The 18,485-nt window shown below is 68.6% G+C and carries 19 protein-coding genes; 6 read left to right on the top strand and 13 right to left on the bottom strand.

Going from position 1 to position 18,485, the window contains the following annotated elements:
* Nucleotides 1–5: 5 nt before the first annotated feature.
* From ACIHA7_RS18960 to dapB, 7 genes are all read right to left on the bottom strand, one after another.
* Nucleotides 6–1,205: a winged helix-turn-helix domain-containing protein gene (locus ACIHA7_RS18960; RefSeq protein WP_397291095.1), complete on the bottom strand. Its 1,200-nt coding sequence runs from the start codon at nucleotides 1,203–1,205 to the stop codon at nucleotides 6–8.
* A gap of 86 nt (nucleotides 1,206–1,291) precedes the next feature.
* Nucleotides 1,292–2,311: a hypothetical protein gene (locus tag ACIHA7_RS18955; RefSeq protein WP_397291093.1), complete on the bottom strand. Its 1,020-nt coding sequence runs from the start codon at nucleotides 2,309–2,311 to the stop codon at nucleotides 1,292–1,294.
* Nucleotides 2,304–3,500 carry a sensor histidine kinase gene (locus ACIHA7_RS18950; protein WP_397291091.1) on the bottom strand — a complete coding sequence of 399 codons (1,197 nt, stop codon included), beginning with the start codon at nucleotides 3,498–3,500 and terminating at the stop codon, nucleotides 2,304–2,306. Before ACIHA7_RS18950 ends, ACIHA7_RS18955 begins: the two co-directional genes overlap by 8 nt.
* A 109-nt stretch (nucleotides 3,501–3,609) precedes the next feature.
* Entirely contained in the window at nucleotides 3,610–4,296 is a 687-nt protein-coding gene (locus tag ACIHA7_RS18945; protein WP_107658256.1) for a response regulator, read from the bottom strand.
* Nucleotides 4,297–4,461: 165 nt separating this feature from the next.
* Complete coding sequence (locus ACIHA7_RS18940; protein WP_397291088.1) at nucleotides 4,462–4,917, bottom strand: flavodoxin family protein; 456 nt, start codon at nucleotides 4,915–4,917, stop codon at nucleotides 4,462–4,464.
* A 372-nt stretch (nucleotides 4,918–5,289) separates the two neighbouring features.
* On the bottom strand, nucleotides 5,290–5,799 hold the full coding sequence (locus tag ACIHA7_RS18935; RefSeq protein WP_397291086.1) for a hypothetical protein: 510 nt from the start codon (nucleotides 5,797–5,799) through the stop codon (nucleotides 5,290–5,292).
* A gap of 37 nt (nucleotides 5,800–5,836) precedes the next feature.
* On the bottom strand, nucleotides 5,837–6,583 hold the full coding sequence (dapB, locus tag ACIHA7_RS18930) for a 4-hydroxy-tetrahydrodipicolinate reductase (protein WP_397291084.1): 747 nt from the start codon (nucleotides 6,581–6,583) through the stop codon (nucleotides 5,837–5,839).
* Between the two features lie 134 nt (nucleotides 6,584–6,717).
* Between dapB and ACIHA7_RS18925 the strand changes: the two genes are divergently transcribed.
* Complete coding sequence (locus ACIHA7_RS18925; RefSeq protein WP_397291082.1) at nucleotides 6,718–7,515, top strand: alpha/beta fold hydrolase; 798 nt, start codon at nucleotides 6,718–6,720, stop codon at nucleotides 7,513–7,515.
* Nucleotides 7,516–7,538: 23 nt separating this feature from the next.
* Here the strand turns inward: ACIHA7_RS18925 and ACIHA7_RS18920 are convergent, their stop codons facing one another.
* From ACIHA7_RS18920 to ACIHA7_RS18905, 4 genes are all read right to left on the bottom strand, one after another.
* Nucleotides 7,539–7,985, bottom strand: coding sequence for a type II toxin-antitoxin system VapC family toxin (locus ACIHA7_RS18920; RefSeq protein WP_397291080.1), 447 nt, complete (start codon nucleotides 7,983–7,985; stop codon nucleotides 7,539–7,541).
* Nucleotides 7,982–8,263 (bottom strand): type II toxin-antitoxin system Phd/YefM family antitoxin, encoded by a 282-nt coding sequence (locus tag ACIHA7_RS18915; RefSeq protein WP_397291078.1) that lies wholly within the window; start codon nucleotides 8,261–8,263, stop codon nucleotides 7,982–7,984. Before ACIHA7_RS18915 ends, ACIHA7_RS18920 begins: the two co-directional genes overlap by 4 nt.
* Nucleotides 8,264–8,435: 172 nt before the next feature.
* Entirely contained in the window at nucleotides 8,436–9,548 is a 1,113-nt protein-coding gene (locus ACIHA7_RS18910) for an alcohol dehydrogenase catalytic domain-containing protein (protein WP_397291076.1), read from the bottom strand.
* 44 nt (nucleotides 9,549–9,592) lie between these two features.
* Nucleotides 9,593–10,843, bottom strand: coding sequence for a DUF418 domain-containing protein (locus tag ACIHA7_RS18905; RefSeq protein ID WP_397291074.1), 1,251 nt, complete (start codon nucleotides 10,841–10,843; stop codon nucleotides 9,593–9,595).
* A gap of 176 nt (nucleotides 10,844–11,019) precedes the next feature.
* Here ACIHA7_RS18905 and ACIHA7_RS18900 point away from each other — a divergent pair, with 176 nt between their 5' ends.
* The 3 genes from ACIHA7_RS18900 to ACIHA7_RS18890 all read left to right on the top strand — a co-directional run bounded on the left by ACIHA7_RS18900 (nucleotide 11,020) and on the right by ACIHA7_RS18890 (nucleotide 13,367).
* Nucleotides 11,020–11,688 (top strand): response regulator, encoded by a 669-nt coding sequence (locus ACIHA7_RS18900; RefSeq protein WP_397291072.1) that lies wholly within the window; start codon nucleotides 11,020–11,022, stop codon nucleotides 11,686–11,688.
* Nucleotides 11,685–12,767 (top strand): sensor histidine kinase, encoded by a 1,083-nt coding sequence (locus ACIHA7_RS18895; RefSeq protein WP_397291070.1) that lies wholly within the window; start codon nucleotides 11,685–11,687, stop codon nucleotides 12,765–12,767. Before ACIHA7_RS18900 ends, ACIHA7_RS18895 begins: the two co-directional genes overlap by 4 nt.
* A gap of 204 nt (nucleotides 12,768–12,971) precedes the next feature.
* A complete protein-coding gene (locus ACIHA7_RS18890) occupies nucleotides 12,972–13,367 on the top strand; it encodes a VOC family protein (protein ID WP_107660748.1) in 396 nt (131 codons plus the stop codon).
* A 52-nt stretch (nucleotides 13,368–13,419) separates the two neighbouring features.
* Here the strand turns inward: ACIHA7_RS18890 and ACIHA7_RS18885 are convergent, their stop codons facing one another.
* Complete coding sequence (locus ACIHA7_RS18885) at nucleotides 13,420–14,823, bottom strand: pentapeptide repeat-containing protein (RefSeq protein ID WP_397291068.1); 1,404 nt, start codon at nucleotides 14,821–14,823, stop codon at nucleotides 13,420–13,422.
* A gap of 229 nt (nucleotides 14,824–15,052) precedes the next feature.
* Here ACIHA7_RS18885 and ACIHA7_RS18880 point away from each other — a divergent pair, with 229 nt between their 5' ends.
* Entirely contained in the window at nucleotides 15,053–15,460 is a 408-nt protein-coding gene (locus ACIHA7_RS18880; RefSeq protein ID WP_397291066.1) for a hypothetical protein, read from the top strand.
* A 93-nt stretch (nucleotides 15,461–15,553) separates the two neighbouring features.
* Complete coding sequence (locus ACIHA7_RS18875; RefSeq protein WP_397291064.1) at nucleotides 15,554–17,026, top strand: SDR family oxidoreductase; 1,473 nt, start codon at nucleotides 15,554–15,556, stop codon at nucleotides 17,024–17,026.
* Nucleotides 17,027–17,040: 14 nt separating this feature from the next.
* On the opposite strand, the gene ACIHA7_RS18870 is transcribed toward ACIHA7_RS18875, so the two are convergent.
* The gene (locus ACIHA7_RS18870) at nucleotides 17,041–18,045 is read right to left on the bottom strand and encodes an alpha/beta hydrolase family protein (protein WP_397293089.1); all 1,005 of its coding nucleotides are present in this window, start codon (nucleotides 18,043–18,045) and stop codon (nucleotides 17,041–17,043) included.
* Nucleotides 18,046–18,485: the final 440 nt, after the last annotated feature.

Raw genomic sequence — 18,485 nt, 5'->3', positions numbered from 1 at the left:
AGCGGCTACAGCAGCGGCGCGAGGTTGCCGCGCGAGCCGATCACGACCTTGTCGAGTTCCAGCCAGTCGGCCATCTCGCGGAGGGCCTCGGTGAGGGCGTGCGCGGTGGCGGGGGTGTCGTAGCCGGGTTCGGCGAAGACGCCGGGGACGGAGAGTCGACCTGCCGCACGTTCGGCGCGCAGGTCGACGCGGCCGACCAGTTCACCGTTCAGCAGGAACGGGAAGACGTAATAGCCGTGCACCCGTTTGGGTTCCGGGGTGTAGATCTCGATGCGGTAGTGGAAGTCGAAGAGGCGTTCGGTGCGGGCGCGGAAGAAGATCAGCGGGTCGAACGGGCACAGCAGGGCCGCACCTTCGACCCGGCGCGGGATAGCTGTGCCCTCGCGTAGGTAGGCCGGTTTGTCCCAGCCTTCGACCTCGACCGGGAGCAGTTCGCCCGCGTCGACCAGGTCGGCGATGGCCGGTTCGGTTTGTTTGCGGTGCAGCCGGTAGTAGTCGCGTAGATCGGTCTCGGTGCCGATGCCGTGTGCGGTGGCCGCGCGGAGCACCAGTTCGCGCACCGCGTCTTCCTCGGAAACCTTGCGCGCCAGGATGTCCGGCGGGATCACGCGTTCGGTCAGGTCGTAGTGCCTGGCGAAGCTGACGCGCTTGTCGACCGACAGCGCACCGGCGGCGAAGAGTTGTTCGCAGATCATCTTGGTATCGCTGAGGTTCCACCAGGAACCCTTGGCGCGCGGCTTGTCCAGTTCGAGATGGCGCTCGACCTCACCGGCGGTGCAGGCACCCACCTCGGTAATCACATCCAGAATGTCTTTGCCCAGGGTGGGATTGCGCTCCACCACCTTGCGCATCCCCGACCAGCGGCCGTGCTCGAACTGCGCCATCCGCCAGCCCATCAGCGGCCAGTCCGCCACCGGAATCAGCGCTGCCTCGTGCGCCCAGTACTCCACCAGCCGCCGCGGCCGCCGCGCGTTGTGGCTCCACGCCGCCTCGTCGAGCAGCGCCCGATCGTAGGCGCCGATCCGGCTGAACACCGGCGCATAATGCGCCCGCACCACCGCCGACACCGAATCCAACTGCAACAGTTGCGTTTTCTCGAGCACCCCGAGCACCGAGCGGCGGGTGGCCCGCACCGGTTTCCGCGCCGCGAACCCCTGCGCCGCCAGCGCCACCCGCCGCGCCACCCCCGCACTAATCTTCCGCATGACCCGAACAATGCCACGCGGGTCCGACAACTTTCCGCTCGCGCGACAGAGGGATACCGCGACTCGCCACCATCGCCCGTTCGAGCCTAGGTGGAGACCTTGATGCTGCCTGCGGCGTCTATTTCGGTGCGGCGGTCCTGATGGGGGGCGTTGGCGAGGACGGTGGCCAGGATGCGGCGGCCCATCGGCAGGACTCGGACGGTGACCGAGCCCGCGTTGGCGGCGTCCAATTCCTTTGTCGCGGCTTCGATCACCTGTTGGCGCACCCAGCGGGGGACGCCGGCGAAGCCGCCGTCGTCGAGCAGGACCACCTCCACGCCGCGGGAGCGGGCGCCGCGGGCGGCGCTGCTGAGCTCGTCGGTGACAAGTTGGGGTGCACGTAGTCCGTCGCGGAGTTCGGCCTCCAGCAGCCTGCACTGTTCGCGTTCGGTGGCGGTGAGCTCGACGCCGTCGGCGATGCGCTCCAGGATGGGCCTGGCCACCTTGTCGAGCCGGGCCAGCTGGCGGTCGCGCTCCCCGTTCTCCGCGGCCATGGTGGCCTCGGCGGCGGCACGCATCGTCGACTCCTCGCGCAGCAGCCGCAGCGACCGCTGGGTAGGACGCATGATCACCGCGAACAGCGAGACACCGGCCACCGTGGAGATCGGCACGATCGATCCGGCGACCACGCCACCGCGCAACCCGTTCACCACGCCGACGGTCGCGATCACCGCCGCGACACCGCCGACGCCGAGCCACGCCGCGCCCAACCGCCCGCGCAGCACGAGGACCGCGAGCACGTAGGACGACGCGAACGCCGTCCACACCTGCTCCGACCACCCGTTGTCGACATCGAACGAGGTGAGCGCGGTCGCCACCGGCCCGGAGGCAGCCACGAAAATCGTTGCGGGCAACGGCAACGGATCGATCGGGACCACCAGCACCAGCACCCCGGCCGCGGCCAGCAGCACCAGGGCGGCCACCGCGGCCAGCAGCGGTGTGTCGCCGAAGTTGCGCACCATATACAGCACGATGGTCGCCTGCAGGATGAGCAGGAACAACCCGGCTGCCGGATCCCGCAGGCCGAGTAGATCGCGCAGCCCGAATTCGGTATCCGTATCAGCCATCGCTACCCCATACCAATGTCACCGTGGTGCCCTCGCCCGGCTGCGACTCCACGAAGCCCGCACCGCCGGCCAACTGACGCATCCGGCCGAGGATGCTCACCGAGATGCCGAGACGATCGGCGGGCACCTGACTCAAATCGAAACCCGCACCGTCATCACGGAATACGACCCGGATACCGCCCGCGCTGATCGTCACCGTGACGGTGCGCTGCACCTCACGGCCCGGCACGGTGGCGTGGCGCAGACTGTTGCGCACCGCCTCGGTGAGCGCGGCGGCGATGGTGCCCGCGGCGTCCACCGGCAGCCGGAGGTCGTCGAAACCGGTCCACCGCCGGGCGGTGAAACGAATCCCGGGATTGACCTCGTGCACGGCCGAACGCAGGAAACCGGTGGCCGACTGCGCGTCGAGCCGATTCGGCTCCACCTCGCCGACCCGGCATTCATCGAGCTGTTCGAGCGTCCTTTCGGCTTGTCTGCGCAGCACCGGCGAGTCGGTGCCCGCCCGGGACGCGTCCAGCAGCGTGGACAGCACCGCATCGTGGATCAGCGCGGCGAAGCGCGCACGCTCGCGATCGCGGGCCGCGGCACCGGCCACGGCCGCCGCGCGCCTGCTCTCGATCGCCGACTCCCGGTCCACCCGGTCCGCGGCCGCCTTGGCGTAGATGGCGCACCACAGGAACAGCGCGCACAAGCCCGCCGCCCGCACGAAGTCGCCGGCCCAGGTCATCACCGGCGTCGCATCCGGCACCACGAGCGACTTGGCGAACGCCGACAGCGCCGCACCGACCACCAGGTAGCTGACCGCGAACAGCGGACGCCACGCCAGCACGGCCGCGAGCACACCGAGGGCGAGCACGCGATACAGCCACACCGAGGCATCCGCGGGCGCCGGATCGGGATACGCGAACGGGATCACGATCATCGCCGCGAGAAAGCTCATCGCCGCCGCACCCGACACCAGCTGGATGAGCTGCCTGCTCGACGCGATCGACACCGCGCCGAGCACCGGGAACAAGCCGAAGGCCAGCACCACCATGAGGATCGTCCAGCCACCGGCGATGAACCGGCTCTGATCGGCGATCTCCGGCAGTTCCACCACCGCGACGATCACACCGGCGATCCCGATCGCCAGCCCGAAGCGGCGCAGAATTCGCTCGGACGCACCCTCGTACGCACTGCGCTTGGGCACCGGAGCCGCTCCCCTGCGCCAACGACTCGGCGCGATGCGGTCGAGTGTCACGGGAGCATTCGAGGTGTCCAGCATGCTGGACGCGATCACGGTTGTGCCTCGCCGGCGCTCATGCGCGTGGATGCCGCTCGGGCACGGGCAGCCAGCCGTCCTCCACTGCCCGCTTGTACAGGTCGGTTTTGGTCGGCGCCGGGCGTCCCGCGTCGGCGTACTTCTGGCGGATACGGCCGAGGTAGTCGTTGACCGTCTGTTCGGACAGACCGGTCAATCGCGCCACCCGAGAGGCCTTCTCGCCGGACGCGTACAGCGTGAGTACCTCTTCCTGGCGCGGGCTCAGGCCCACGTCGGACAACTGCGGGTCGCCGTCGATGGCGGCGGCCCAGTCGGTGGTCACCACCTGTTCACCGGACGCCGCGCGGCGCACGGCCGCGACCACGGTCTGCACGTCCTCGGACTTGCGCACCACACCGAGCACACCGGCCCGCGCGGCGGACCGCACGAGGAACGCGTTGTCCGCGCCGGTGAAGATCAGCACCTCGATGCCGCGGTCGCGCAGTGCGCGCACGTTGTCCTCGGGTGTCGACCCATCGGCCAATCGCAGATCGAGGACGACCAGGTCCAGTTGCGGTAGATCCTGAGCGGCGGCCAATAACTCCGGCACCGTGCCCGCGGTCAGCACCAGGTCGAGATCGGGTTCGGGCGCGAGCATTGCGGCCAGTCCGATCGCTACTGATTCGTGGTCTTCGACCACTCCGATCCGGCGCGGTGCGTTATTGCCCCCTTCGGCCAACGTCACCTGAAATCTCCATTCCCGAGCAAACTCGTCACATCCCCACCGCAACAACGTTCTGCCAGTATGCCGGGCCGAAGCACCGAATGGTCAGACACCAGAAATCGGGGCCGTTCCACATTCCACCTCGGCAGAGATTGTCACTGCCAGCTATTTCGGGGACAAAAACTGTCAGGTACCCATCACGTGTGCGGCAGTGGTTGCGCCCAGCTCCCAACACCGTTGGATGTCGTCCTTGGACGGCGCGCCGGACACGATAACCGGTGCGGCCGCCTGCTCCCAGCCGAGGCCGGTGGTAACGCGTTCGATACCCCGTTCAGCGCCTTCGGTGCCCTCGTTTCCATGCAGATAACAGCCGAACGGACGCCCGCGGGTGGAGTCGAGGCAGGGGTAGTAGAACGTGTCGAACGCATGCTTGAGCGCGCCGGACATGTAGCCGAGGTTCGCCGGGGTGCCGAGCAGAAAACCATTGGCTGCCAGCACATCCGAGGCAGTGACGGACAGTGCCGCGCGCCGCACGACGGTCACGCCCTCGATCTCCGGATCGGTCGCGCCGGACACCACCGCCTCGAACATCGCCTGCATGTGCGGGGACGGCGTGTGATGGATGATCAGCAACTGCGCCACACGAGGATCTTAGTGCGCGCCATGCGGTTCACCGGTGGCACCGGTCGGCGCGGCCCGTCCGGGGCGGGCTGCCAATCTTTGCTCGAATCGGCGCGTCGAGTGGCGCGCGGGTAGCGGTCGAAGTATTTCGTAATCCCGCGTGCTGGCTCGGCTGCTGGTGGACGTCCGGGATGAAACATCCTCGGGTGAGAGAAATTTCACCTGTTCACCGGTCTTGACTCGGACAATTCGGTAAGCGCTACGCCGCGCGGGTAACGCCGAATTCCGCCGGGCCCGCTGAGCCCGACGTCCGCTATGGGACCGAACGCAGCTTCTGGTCGTTGGAATTTCGCGGAGCGGGCGTGCGGATCGGAACTGGGGTGTGGTGCAGGTCTATCGCGCCTGGTCGCGTTCGAGTTTCTCCAGCGCGACCGCGCGGCGCATGGTGGCGCGGGCTCGGGTGCGGTCGCCCGCGTAGTCGTAGGCGCGAGCCAGCCGATAGGAGACGCGCCAGTTGTCGGGGTCGGCTTCCCACTCGGTTTTCACCTGGGCGAACAGCGCGTCGGCGGCGTCGCGTTCGATCCGGCCGGACGGACGGCGGGGCAGGTCGGTGGTGTCCAGTTCGCGCCCCTCCTCGTGGATGCGGCGGGCCAGGTGCTGGTGGGCCAGCGCGGCGCGGACGGTGGCCACGACCACCCAGACGCCGACGAACGGCAGGATGAGCACGCCGATGCCGATGAGGATCGCCGCGACGTCACCGGAGCCGATGAGGCTGAACGAGATTCGGCCGAGCAGCAGGAAGTAGAAGCCCAGCACCAGCACGAGCGCGGCGAGCAGCGCGACGACCTTGACGACTTCCCTGTTCTGTCCGTCTCCGTCGGCGGCGGAGGCCGCGGCGTTCACGCGCGCACCTCGCCTGCGGCGTCGGCCGCGTGCTCGTTCACAGGTCGAGGAAGGGGTCGAGGCCGACGGTCAGGCCGGGGCGGGTGGCGATCTCGCGCACGCCGAGCAGGACGCCGGGTGCGAACGACGACCGGTCGATGGAGTCGTGCCGGATGGTGAGCGTCTCGCCTTGCGTGCCGAACAGCACCTCCTGGTGGGCGACGAGGCCGGCCAGGCGCACCGAGTGCACGCGGACGCCGTCGACGTCGGCGCCGCGGGCGCCGTCCAGTTCGGTGCTGGTGGCGTCGGGGCTGCGGCCGACGCCTGCCTGCTGGCGGGCGGCGGCGATCAGGCCCGCGGTGCGGTAGGCGGTGCCGGACGGCGCGTCGGCCTTGTTCGGATGGTGCAGCTCGATGACCTCGACCGACTCGAAGAACCGGGCGGCTTGTTCGGCGAACCGCATGGACAGCACCGCGCCGATGGCGAAGTTCGGTGCGATCAGCACACCGGTGTCGGGGCGGTCGGCCAGACAGCCGCGTACCTCGTCGAGGCGGGCGGCGTCGAAGCCGGTGGTGCCGACTACCGCGTGGATGCCGTGCTGCACCAGGAACTTCAGGTTCGCCATCACCACGTCCGGGTGCGTGAAGTCGACGACTACCTGCGTGTTCGCCGCGGTGAACGCGTCGAGTGAATCGTCCTTGTCGACGGCGGCGACCAGTTCCAGATCGGCCGCCGCTTCCACGGCCGCACAGATCGCCTGTCCGACTTTGCCGCGCGCTCCGAGCACTCCGACCCGTATGGTCACCGCACCTCCTCTTTCCGCTTTCGTCGGTGTCAGCCTATCGACCGTGCCGCGGCGGCGGTCCGCTGACCTCTGTGATTCACATTGCTATATGCGCATGTTTGCGGCGGGCGCCGCTCTGCCCTACCGTCGCGGTCGTGACTTCGATTCATCAGCGAGCAGCGGATTTCCTACGGACGCACGACAGCAAGAACCTTGGTGTCGGGCAGCATGATTGGCGGTACTACACCGGCGGCGCGGGGGATCCGGTGCTGCTGCTCAGCGGTGGGGCGGGGATCGGTATCAGCTGGCTGGACGTGGCGAGTGCGCTGATTCCGCGGTTCCGGACCATCGCACCCGACTATCCGTCGGGTGTCGGGTCCGTCGCCGAGCTGGTCGACGGCGTGGTCGCGGTGCTCGATGCGGAGGGGGTCGATCGGGCGCATGTGGTCGGCCAGTCGGCGGGTGGCATGTTCGCAGAGCACCTATCGCGCAGGGCGCCGGATCGGGTCCGGTCGCTGACCTTGTCGAGTACCGGGTTGTACGGGCCGGAGGATGTCGACCGGCTGCGGATGCGGGTCGAGACCACTCTGGCGACGCCGTGGCCGGAGACGCAAAAGGCGATTCGCACCGCGTTGCAGAGCACCTGGGCGGACTCCGCGGAGGCCGAGTTCTGGATCGAGCAGGTGGCTGCGGCCACCGACGCGGCGGGTAGCGCGGGTGCCGCCAACTCCTATCGTCTGCTGCTGGAGCTCGCTGAGGGTGTGGACGAGCTCCTGCGCGGCCCCGCCTGGTCCGGGCCCACCTTGATCTTCCGAGCGGACGACGATCCGCTGATCACCACCACCACACCGGACGCCTGCGCGACCTGCACCCCGGCTGCGAATTCCGCACCTTCACCGAGGGTGGCCATTCCCTGCTGCTCAGTCGAACCGCGGATTACACGGCAACGGTGACCGAGTTCCTCACCCGCGCCTAGCTATTCACGCCACGGACACAGCACCTGCACTCCCGTGCCGCGGAAGTCCTTCTCGTTTCGCGTGACGACGGCGAGTCCGTGCGCTTCCGCGGTGGCCGCGATGAGCGCGTCCACCGCATCGACTTGATGACCGGCGCCTTCGGCTCTGGCGCGGATGCGGCCCCACGCCTGCGCGACGCCGAGGTCGATCGGCAGTAGTCGCGCGTCGAATCGGTCGGTGACCTGGTCGGACAGCCACGTGGTCAGGCGAGCCTTGCGGCGCCCGTTGGGCATTCGCTCGACGCCGCGGCGGATCTCCCCGATCGTGATGACGCTCAGGAACATTCGTTCCTCGTCGGCCTCGTGCAGCCATTCGATCAGTCCCGGATCCGGCCGTGGTTTGATCCATTCCGAGACGGCGTTCGTGTCCAGGAGGTAGCCCATCGGCTCGAGCTCGACCGCCCTCACAGGTTCACATCGCGATGCCGCGAATCCGTCCTGTCCCGGGTGACGACCAGCTCCGGATCGCGTAGTGGCGAGTCGGCGAAGAACTCGGCCAGGCTCCCCTGTCGTGCGTTCCGGCGCCGCCATTCGTCGATCGGTACGACAACGGCGACTTCACGTCCGTGCTTGCTGATCACCTGCGGTCCCTCCCGTTCCACCGTGTCGATCAACTCGGACAACCTGGCCTTCGCGTCGGCGAGAGGCCATGCGACATCTGGTCGCTCCGACCGCTTTCGTGCCATCCGATCACCCGTTTCGACCACTTTGACTATTCTGGTCAGTTCAGCGTACCTATCGGGTCGCTGCGACGCCAGACCTGGTGTGAGGCGGTTTTTAAAACACCCCACGTGGTCATGGCGAACGACGTAGGCGGACCCACCGACACGGTGGATCCGCCTACCGAAGGTGTTTTCGTCAGTCGAAAACGATGACCTGCCGCAGGGCATGCCCCGCGGCGAGTTCGTCCATGGCGCGGTTGATCTCCTCGAGGCCGATGTGCGCGGACACCAGACGTTCGACGGGCAGCCTGCCTTCGCGCCACATACGGACATAGGCCGGAATGTCACGGGCGGGAACGGCCGAGCCCAAATAGCTGCCGACGATCGAACGCCCCTGCGCGACAAGGGCAAGCGGCGAAATACTGGCGCGAGCGTCCGGGGCGGGCAGGCCAACGGTCACCGTGGTACCGCCGGGAGCCGTTGCGGCGACAGCGGTTTCGAAGGCACGGATGTTGCCCGCCGCCTCCACCACGATCTCCGCCCGCACACCCAGCTCGGCCACCTGCGCCGGCGTGTACGCCGCAGTGGCGCCCAACTCTGTTGCCAAAGCGAGTTTTTCCGCAACGGTGTCCACGGCGAAGACCTCGTGGCCATCGGCCGCCAACGACACCGCGACCAGCACCGCCGCCATACCGACCCCGCCGAGCCCGACCACCATGATCCGGTCGCCCGGCCCCGGCTTCGCCGAATTCAACAGTGCGCCACCGCCGGTCAGCACCGCACAGCCGAGCACAGCCGCCACCTCGGGCGGCACGTCGTCGTCCACCGGCACCACCGACCTGCGGTCCACCACCGCGTGCGTCGCGAAGGCGGACACCCCCAGGTGATGGTGCACCTCGGCGCCGTCGCGGCGCAGCCGCCGCCCGCCGCCGAGCAGTTCACCCGCGTTGTTGGCGACACTGCCCGGCACGCACGGCGTCCGGCCGTCGGTCGCGCACCCCGCGCATTCGCCGCAGCGCGGCAGGAACGTCATCACCACGCGCTGCCCGATCGCGAGATCGCTGCCGCCGGGACCGATCGCCTCGACCCGCCCCGCCGCCTCGTGGCCCAGCAGCATCGGCACCGGCCGCACCCGATTACCGTCGACCACCGACAGGTCCGAATGGCACAGTCCGGCCGCCTCGATCCGCACCAGCAGCTCCCCCGCCGCCGGCTCGCCGAGCTCCAACTCACCCACACTGATCGGCGCCGACTCGGCGAACGGCACGGGCGCCGCGATCCGCTCCAGGACCGCCCCACGAATCTTCATTCCGCCGACGCTACCGTCCACACTGTCCCAGGCACAGGGGCGAGCTATCGCACCCGCTCGGCGACCCCGGTGGCGCGGTACAGCAACCATTCCAGCGGTCCGCGGTGGAAGAAGCGGGACCAGCAGTACGCGAACATCATGATGATCGCACTCAGTCCGAGCAGCACCGGGAGTGAACCGGCGGGCAGGACCTCGAAGCCCAGCACGGCGATCGCGGCGACGTGGAATACGTAGGCGGTCAATGACATGCTGCCGACCGCGATCAAGGGCGTGGCCACCCGCCGGAACCGCCAGGACCCATCGCAGGCGGCCAGGCAGGCAATGAGCACCGCGAGCGCGACACCGGTGTTCCCGACGATCGACAGGGTGGTTTCGCTGTGCGGCATGGCGCTCAGCTGATACCGCCAGCCCGCCGGATCCTCGGCCATGTCGGACCACCATGGCGCGTACATGATTCCCGGTGCCGCCGTATCGGACGCGAAATACAGTGCCAGCGCGGAACCGCAGTAACCGAGCGACGCCAAGCCGATACCGGTGGCCGCGAGCCGAACCCGAATCACGGTGTCGGCCAGGTCGAGTCGCGCGACCGCCATGCCCGCGATCACGAACGGCAACCAACTGAGCGCCGGGTAGCCGCCGGTCAGCAACAGCCCGACCACGCCGTCATCGCTGCTGCTCGGATCGCCGCGCCCGCTCAACCAGGCGAGCGGATCGAAGCGGGTGACCGCGGCGGTCCACCCGGCGTCCGTGGCGATCACCACTGCCACGATTTGCGGGAGCACCAGCGCGCTCACCGCCGCCACCACGGCCAACGTGCCCGCGCGCAACCGGGTGAACGGCAGCGCCAGCAGGAAGTACAACCCGTAATAGGCCAGGATCACCTCGACCTTGGTCCCCGACGCCGTCAGCGCGGTACCCAGCACCAGCAGGATCACCGCCCGGATCAGTATCTTCACCCGCGCCTGCCGCCCCGCCCGCCCCGTCTTCGGCACCCGGCGCCCGGCGATCAGCAGGATCGAGAACCCCGCCAAGAACGCGAACAACGCCGAAGACCGCCCGTGCGTCACCTCCATGACGAACCCGAGGACGCCACCCCGCTGCGGCTCCGGCCCCACGTGCGCGGCGTACATCCCGAGCACCGCCAACCCCCGTGCGAGATCCACCCCCACCAACCGCACACCGGCCCGGACCTGGTGATCCACCAGCACCGTGCCCGACCGCGCAGCGCCACCGGGCTGCCCTGCCGCATCACCAACCCGCGCAGCAGGCAGTGCTGGAATCACGTTGTGTCCCATCGCTTCAGCGTCGAGGGCTGCGCGCCGGTGCGGTATCCGGCACGCGTCCGGACCATCTCCCCTGGTCGGCGATCTGCCACCCGCCGACCGGCTGGCGCGCCCCCGCCGACCGGCTGCCCGAGCCCCTCCCTGTCGGGTGTGCTCACCGCCCGGATCTAGGCTCACGGGCAGGTGCGGTGCCGGAGGAGGTGTGGCGGGTGATTCGGGTGGTGGTCGTGGATGACGAGGCGCTGGTGCGGTCCGGTTTCGAGATGATTCTGAATGCGGCCGCCGACATCGAGGTGGTGGCGACGGCGACCGGCTCGGCGGCGCTGGCGGCCGTCACGGCGGCGCGACCGGATGTGGTGCTGCTCGATATCCGGATGCCCGACGTCGATGGGCTGACGGTGCTGCGTCGGTTGCGTGCCCTGTCGGAGCCGCCTGCGGTCGCGATGCTGACGACCTTCGACACCGACGATTACATTCTGTCCGCATTGCGTTCCGGCGCAGCGGGTTTCGTCCTCAAAGACACCGAGCCCGAACAACTGGCGCAGCTCACCCGCACCCTCGCCGCGGGCGGTGTGGTGCTGTCGCCGAAGGTCTCGGCCGCGTTGTTGCGCAACGCCGAACCCGCCATCGCCGCCGATATCGACGCGGACGCGGCGCGCGTGCACCGGCTCACCGAACGGGAACAAGCGGTGCTCGTGCTGATCGCCGAGGGGCTGTCGAACGCCGAGATCGGCCAGCGGATCCACCTGAGCGTCGGCACGATCAAGGATCACGTCAGCGCGATCTTCACCAAGTTGCGGGTGAGCAGCCGCGTGCAAGCGGCGCTGCTGGCGCAACGAGCGGGACTGCTGTCGTGAACCGGCTTCCGCCGTGGCTGATCGATCTCGTGCTGGTCGCGATCGCGGTGGCCGACGTCCTCGCCGACGGCGAAGTCACCTCGCGCGCCGAGTTCGCTGCGGCGGCGATCGGCTGCGCGGCCTTGCTGCTGCGCCGCCACCTGCCCCTGCTGGCCTTCGCAGCGACACTGCCCGCGAGCTTGCTGCTCGCGGTTCTCGCCGCACCCGCTATCGCGCTGTACTCGCTGGCCGAGCGCACGACCAACCGCGCGCTCCTGTGTGGCTCCGTGCTCGTCACCTCGATCGCCGTGTCCACGCCGTGGCCGCCCGGCGAGTCCGTCGCCCAGCGGGACATCATCACCACCTTTGCTTACTCGCTGGCCTGGGCGGGTGCCCCGGTGCTGCTCGGCCAACTCGTGCGGACCCGCCGCGATCTGTCCGCCCGGTTGGTCGAGATCGAGGAGGCGCGCGACCACGAACGGCGGCTGCACGCCCAAGCGGTGCTCGCGCGGGAACGCGCGCAGATCGGCCGCGAAATGCACGATGTGGTCGCCCATCAGGTCAGTTTGATCGCCGTGCGCGCGGGCGCGCTCCAGGTCGCGGCCACCGACGCCGACGCGGCCGAGGCGGCGCGCACCATCCGCAGGCTCAGCGTCGATACACTGGATGAGCTCCGCCACATGGTCACCCTGCTGCGCGCCGCGGGCGGCCAGAGCACCGAGCTCACCCCGCAGCCGACCCTCGCGGATCTGCGAAAATTGCTCGACTCCAGCGGTATTCGGGTCGAGCTGCGCGGCGATCTGCCCGACGAGCTCAGCGCGCCCGGCCAGCGCACCGTCTATCGCACGGTGCAGGAGGCGCTCACCAACGTCCGCAAGCACGCACCGGGCGCGACCGCCACCGTCGAGCTCTGGCAGGACGGCGGCCACTTCGGCGTCACGGTCACCAACACCGAGCCGACCCGGCCCGCGGTGCCCTTGCCCAGCTCGCGGCACGGCCTGGTCGGGCTGGCCGAGCGCGCCGAACTTCTCGGTGGCAGTTTCGAATCCGGACCGACCGCGGATCGCGGCTATCGCGTCGCGCTGCGCCTGCCGCGATGAGGTGCGAGGGGGTTGCGGCGCGAGGGGGTTGCGGCGCTGCGAGCTGAGGCGCTGTAGCGCTGGGGCGAAACATGGTCTCTGTCACTGGATACTGGCGAAATCCATGGGATGTTTGCTAGCGTCTTCGACCGTGACGGTGCTCCCGTTGGCCGCCTTGTACCGAGCCCGGGGTCGGGACCGTCACCGCACAAGGAGAAAATTCCACTGTCAGTACAGTTCAATCACACCATTGTCGGTTGCCACGATAGTCGAGTGACCGCCGAATTCTGGGCAGACATTCTGGGCGCGGAGCTCGGGGCCGAGTGGGGTCCGTTCATTCCGCTCCCCCTGGATAATTCGGTCACCTTCGATTTCGCGAATGTGCCACCGCATGTCACCGAAATTCAGCCCCAGCATTACGCATTCCTGATCTCGGAGCCCGAATTCGACGCGGCATACGCCAAGATCCAGCGCTACAAACTGGATCATTGGGCCGACCCGCGCCAGCAGGGTGTCAACGAGATCAATCACAATGACGGCGGCCGCGGCGTCTACTTCCTGGATCCCAACGGCCACTTCATGGAATTGATCACCGTCCCGTACGGCGGCTGGCCCAGCTGAAAGATCCAGGGGCGGCGTCCACCCGGATGCCGCCCCTGCTTCGTCCAGGCCGTCAGTCGCCGGGCTGCTCCGGCGGCCACGGGTTGGGTTTGATATTGGCCGGCTTGCGGGTCGGGATGTCATCCCAGTCGAAGTGGGTGCCGACCCAAGCCTTGGGTCGGTCGAAGGTGACCTCGGTGGCGGTGAAGCGGGCATCGACGAAGGAGATGTCGCCGAAGAAGTCACCCTCGGTGAAATCGACGGAGCGGCCTGCGAACGTGGTGCCCGCGAAGGTGGTCGTGCCGTGGAATTCGGCTCCGCTGAAGTCCGTTTCGCGGGTACCCCGGTTGCGCATGCGGGCGGGAGCGCCGATGCGAGTGTCATCGAATACGACGGCGCTCGCCTCGAACTGGGCGTCGGCGAAGGTGATTCGCGAGCTGGCGATGTCCGCGCCGGTGAAGGCGAGGTGCTGGCCGTCCAGGGTGGCGCGTTCGAACGAGGTGAGCTCGGCGTGGAACTTCGTGTCCTGGAACGAGGTTCGGGCGCCGGTGCAGCGAATGCCGCCGAAGGTGGTGCGCGGGCCGGTGAAGACGGCGTTCTCGAACGACACCGAACCGTCGAACGTCGCGCCGTCGAAGGTGGTGCCGTAACCAGCGCGGTCGGCCTTCTCGGGCCGGGCCGGGCCGAACCGCGCATGCTCGAACAGCACCGGGCCGCCTTCGAAGACCGCGTCGCGGAAGGTGACGTGCGGACCGGCGAAGAGCGCGTGCTCGAACGTGGTGCGGCCGATGAAGACCGCGCGGGCGAACGAGATGTTGCGTCCCCGGAAGATCGCGTACCGGAAGTCGCCGCGTTCGATCACCGCGTTGGTGAAGGTGAACTCGCAGTCGGACCAGGATATCTCGGCCGACCGCTGTAGATGCGCGGCGATCACCTGCACGATGGTGCGGCGCACCTCCCGGTCGTTCTGCCGGAACTGATAGACCCGTTCGACCTTCAGGCCCGACTCGTCCACCGTTTCCGCCTGGGATGCAAGGTGATTCGCACCGGCCACCGGATCGTAGGGCAGGCGGAGGTAACCGCAGAGCACGTCGACACATTGCTGACGCCTGCTCGGCGAGCGGAACTCGTCGGCGACCCCGGCCATCGCGTAGACCCCGGCGATCCGCACCGCCACGTCGGCATCGCCGAGTTGCCGCGCGGCGGCGCCGAACAGGTCGGCGAAGCGTCCGCGTTCGAGGTCGCGCTGCCGCCGATAGGCCACCACGAGCGCGACGGCGCCACCGACTCCGGCCACCACCGCCAGCGCGATCTTGGTCAGCTCCAACTGATTCGGTGTCTCGGCCTCCGCGCCCAGCGCCAGCCAGAGCAGCCACCAGGTGAGCAGCGCGATACCGAGGCCGCAGACGACCGCCACCAGCACCGCAAGCAGTAACGCCTGGCGGTGCAGTCGGTCGCCCAACCGCCCCCATCGCATTAGCGCATGGTAGCCGCATTGCCGCCCGTCGACTACCGGACAAGATCGGCTAACCCTGCGCCCCAAAATCTTTCAAATGTCCTCTATCCATGTGGGGCACATCGTGGAGAGCCGTGCTCGCCCGGTGCCGCTCGGCGACGTCGCACTTGCGACGGCTCGGCGCCCGCGGACACAGGCCCGAGCCGCGTCGCTCGACTGATCGGCCGGACTTCTCGAGTAGTCTGCGGACATGTCCGCTTCCGATTCGCTGGATCCGATCGCCGAGGTCGAGACCGTGCACGCCCTGCTGTCCACCTGGCTGGGGACCGACGCCGAGCCCGATGTGCTGGAACGGTTCGCCGCGACCCAGCACGCCACGTTCTCCATGGTGACCATGCAGGGCACCCGGGTAAGCAGCTCGGAGCTGCTGTCGGGGCTGCGCCGCGCGCGCAACTCCGCGCCCGGACTCGATATCGAGATCTCCGAGGCGGAGGTGCTGCTCAACGAGGGAAACGTGACGGTGGTCCGCTTCATGGAGCGCCACCATCGCGACGGAAAGCACGCCGATCGCTGGTCGACCGCGGTGCTCACCACGGAGGGCAACCCGCCCCGGTACAGCTGGCGGGTACTGCAGGAAACGGCAGCCCCCACCGACTGACACAGCGGCGCTGTCACCCCTGTCCGGTAGACATGGTGTGCGGCACCCAGCGTGCCTCGGACCACCCATCGCACCGCGACTCGGAGGCTGTCCATGAGATGTGTTGTGTTCGGCGCGACCGGCTACATCGGCGGACGACTGGTCCCGGAGCTCTTGGCGGCAGGCCATTCGGTGCGGCTGATGGTGCGCACGCCCGGCAAACTCGACGAGGCCCCGTGGCGCGACGACGTGGAGATCGTCGCCGGTGACGTCACCGACTCGGCGTCGGTCACCGCCGCCCTGGAGAACCAGGAGATTCTGTACTACCTGGTGCACTCGTTGACCCAGCGCGACTTCGTCGACATCGATCGCCGGGCGGCCCGCGTCGTGGCGAGCGCGGCCGCCACGGCCGGACTGTCCAGGATCGTGTATCTGGGCGGCATCATTCCGCAGGGCGAGCAGCTGTCACCGCACCTGTCGTCGCGGGCGGAGGTCGGTGAGATCCTGCTCGGCTCGGGCGTGCCCACCGTCGAGTTCCGGGCCGCGGTGATCATCGGGTCCGGGTCGGCGAGCTTCGAAATGCTGCGGTATCTGTCCGAACGGCTGCCCGCCATGATCACGCCGCGCTGGGTACACAACCGCATCCAGCCGATCGCGATCCGCGATGTGCTCTACTACCTCACCCACGCGGGCACGCTCGGCCCCGAGGTGAACCGTTCGTTCGACATCGGCGGCCCCGACGTCCTGACCTACCTCGACATGCTCCGCAGATACGCGGTGATCGCCAAGCTGCCGCGGCGCGCGGTGGTCCCGGTGCCGGTGTTGACACCCTGGCTGTCGGCGCAGTGGGTCAACCTGGTCACGCCGGTGCCGCGCGCGATCGCCGTGCCGTTGATCGAGTCACTGGTGCACGAGGTCGTCTGTGGCGACCACGACATCGCCGACCACATCCCGGACCCACCGGACGGCCTGACCGGATTCGAGCGCGCGGTGGAACTCGCGCTGGCCCGGATCCGCGACTTCGATGTGCCGACCCGCTGGTCCGACGCCGATACGCCCGGCGCGCCGTCGGACCCGCTGCCCAGCGACCCGGATTGGTCCGGCGGGACCCTCTACCAGGATGTCCGCGAGCGGCACACCGACGCCGACCCTGCCACCGTCTGGCAGGTCATCGAGTCCATCGGCGGTGAGCACGGGTGGTATTCGTTCCCGCTGGCCTGGTCGGTGCGCGGCTGGATCGACCGGATCGCCGGCGGTGCCGGGCTGCGGCGCGGGCGGCGCGATCCGCACCGGTTGCGGGCGGGGGAAGCGCTGGACTGGTGGCGCGTCGAACACATCGAACGGCCGCGGCTGCTCCGGCTGCGTGCCGAGATGCGAGTGCCGGGTGATGCCTGGCTGGAACTGTCGGCGGAGCCGGATGCCGGGGGCGGGACGATGTATCGGCAGCGCGCCATCTTCGAGCCGCGTGGGTTGTCCGGGCATGCGTATTGGAAGGCGATCTCGCCGTTCCACGAGATCGTGTTCGGGGGGATGGTTCGCAATATCACCGGGGCTGCCGAAGCGACCGAGCGCACAGCTGGTTCGTGATCGCGGAATCGTGATCACCGGGCTCGGTCGACGTCCTGCACGAAGCGGCACTGATCGTCCAGAAAGCCGGTCGCGAACAGTGATCGGGGTGCGGCGATGGCGAAAAAGACCGTCTTGACCGTGCTGTCCTCGATGTCCTTGCGCACCAAGGAATGGGTGGCGTTGCGGTAGTGCTCGATACGCAGCAGGTCGGCGGGGAGCAGTTGACGGTAGCGGGCTTCGGTGTCGGCGACGTCGACGTTGATGTCGTAGTCGGCCAGCACGAGTAGCACGGGGATGCGGACGGCGGCGAGGTCGGTGGAGGCGTCGGCGGTGTAGTTCTGCTGAATGAACCGCCAGCGCTGTGGCGTCATGTCCGAGGTGACGGCGCCTGCCGCACGGGCTTGTTCGAAGGTCGCGCCTTCGCGCAACAGCCGACGGGTGCGTTCGCTGTCGGCGATCGCGGCGTCGATCCGCGCCGGGCCTGCGTGCTCGACGGTCAGCGTGGCAATCGTGTGGTAGCGGCCTTGTTGGAGCCAGTTGACGGCGGGCGAAACCGCGATCATGAACTGCAGCCCCGGATCTCGCGCGGCGACCGCGGGCAGCACCCAACCCGCTTGGCTCGCACCCCACAGGCCGATCCGGGCCGGATCGATCTCCGCACGCGTTCTGGCCCAGGCAATCGCGTCGAGAGTCTCGGTGGTCCGGTCCGCCATGGTCTGGTTCAGCCAGTCACCGGGCGCCCCCGCCACGCCCGGCTTGTCCCAGGACAGCGACGCATACCCCGCCCGCGCCAACGACTCCCAGATCGGACGGTAGAACGTGTCGTGCGTCGCGTCGACCGGCCCGTCACCGTGGACGAAAACCACCAACCCGAACGGCGCCGTACCCTCCTCGGGCAGCGCGAGCACACCATTCAGCGGCTGTGCGCTGCCGGGAATCGTCACGCGTTGTTCGCGCAGGTCATAGCTGTTCTGATACAGCACCCAGCCACCGGCTGTGCCGATCGATACCAGAACCACGGTGAGCGACAACAGTATTCGGCGACGCCACGGAACCGATTGGGCGCGCGATGTTCCGGGTTCCGCGCGCGAGGTGCCGGGTTGGACGCGCGACGTGCCGGGCACAGCGCGCGAGGTACCAGGTTCGGCACGCGACGCCTCGGAGTCGGCACCAGACACCCCACGCACACCACGCGACGGGCCCGATCCGGCACTCGATGGCCCAGGCTCAACGCGCGACGCATCGGATTCGCCACCCGGCACTCCGCGCCCACCGTGCAACGCGCCCGATTCGACGCGCGACGCATCGGATTCGGTACCCGACACTCCGCGCCCACCACGCGATGTCCCAGGTTCGGCACGAGGGGCTCCGGGCTCGGCGCGCGATCCTTCCGAGGACATATCGACTCCAATCGTTCGTTCTGAAAACCATCGTTTGTATGCTGAGCGCATCAGTATCGACCGGGCCGAGAGGGCGG

Origin of the sequence: Nocardia sp. NPDC052316, from assembly GCF_044547795.1 — a bacterium.
GTDB lineage: Bacteria > Actinomycetota > Actinomycetes > Mycobacteriales > Mycobacteriaceae > Nocardia.
This window is presented reverse-complemented; position numbering and strand designations above follow the sequence as displayed.

Coding starts and splice junctions, on each gene's coding strand:
- ACIHA7_RS18960 (WP_397291095.1), bottom strand. CDS start 1,205: ATGCGGAAGATTAGTGCGGGGGTGGCGCGGCGGGTGGCGCTGGCGGCG.
- ACIHA7_RS18955 (WP_397291093.1), bottom strand. CDS start 2,311: ATGGCTGATACGGATACCGAATTCGGGCTGCGCGATCTACTCGGCCTG.
- ACIHA7_RS18915 (WP_397291078.1), bottom strand. CDS start 8,263: ATGGCACGAAAGCGGTCGGAGCGACCAGATGTCGCATGGCCTCTCGCC.
- ACIHA7_RS18910 (WP_397291076.1), bottom strand. CDS start 9,548: ATGAAGATTCGTGGGGCGGTCCTGGAGCGGATCGCGGCGCCCGTGCCG.
- ACIHA7_RS18905 (WP_397291074.1), bottom strand. CDS start 10,843: ATGGGACACAACGTGATTCCAGCACTGCCTGCTGCGCGGGTTGGTGAT.
- ACIHA7_RS18885 (WP_397291068.1), bottom strand. CDS start 14,823: ATGCGATGGGGGCGGTTGGGCGACCGACTGCACCGCCAGGCGTTACTG.
- ACIHA7_RS18880 (WP_397291066.1), top strand. CDS start 15,053: ATGTCCGCTTCCGATTCGCTGGATCCGATCGCCGAGGTCGAGACCGTG.
- ACIHA7_RS18875 (WP_397291064.1), top strand. CDS start 15,554: ATGAGATGTGTTGTGTTCGGCGCGACCGGCTACATCGGCGGACGACTG.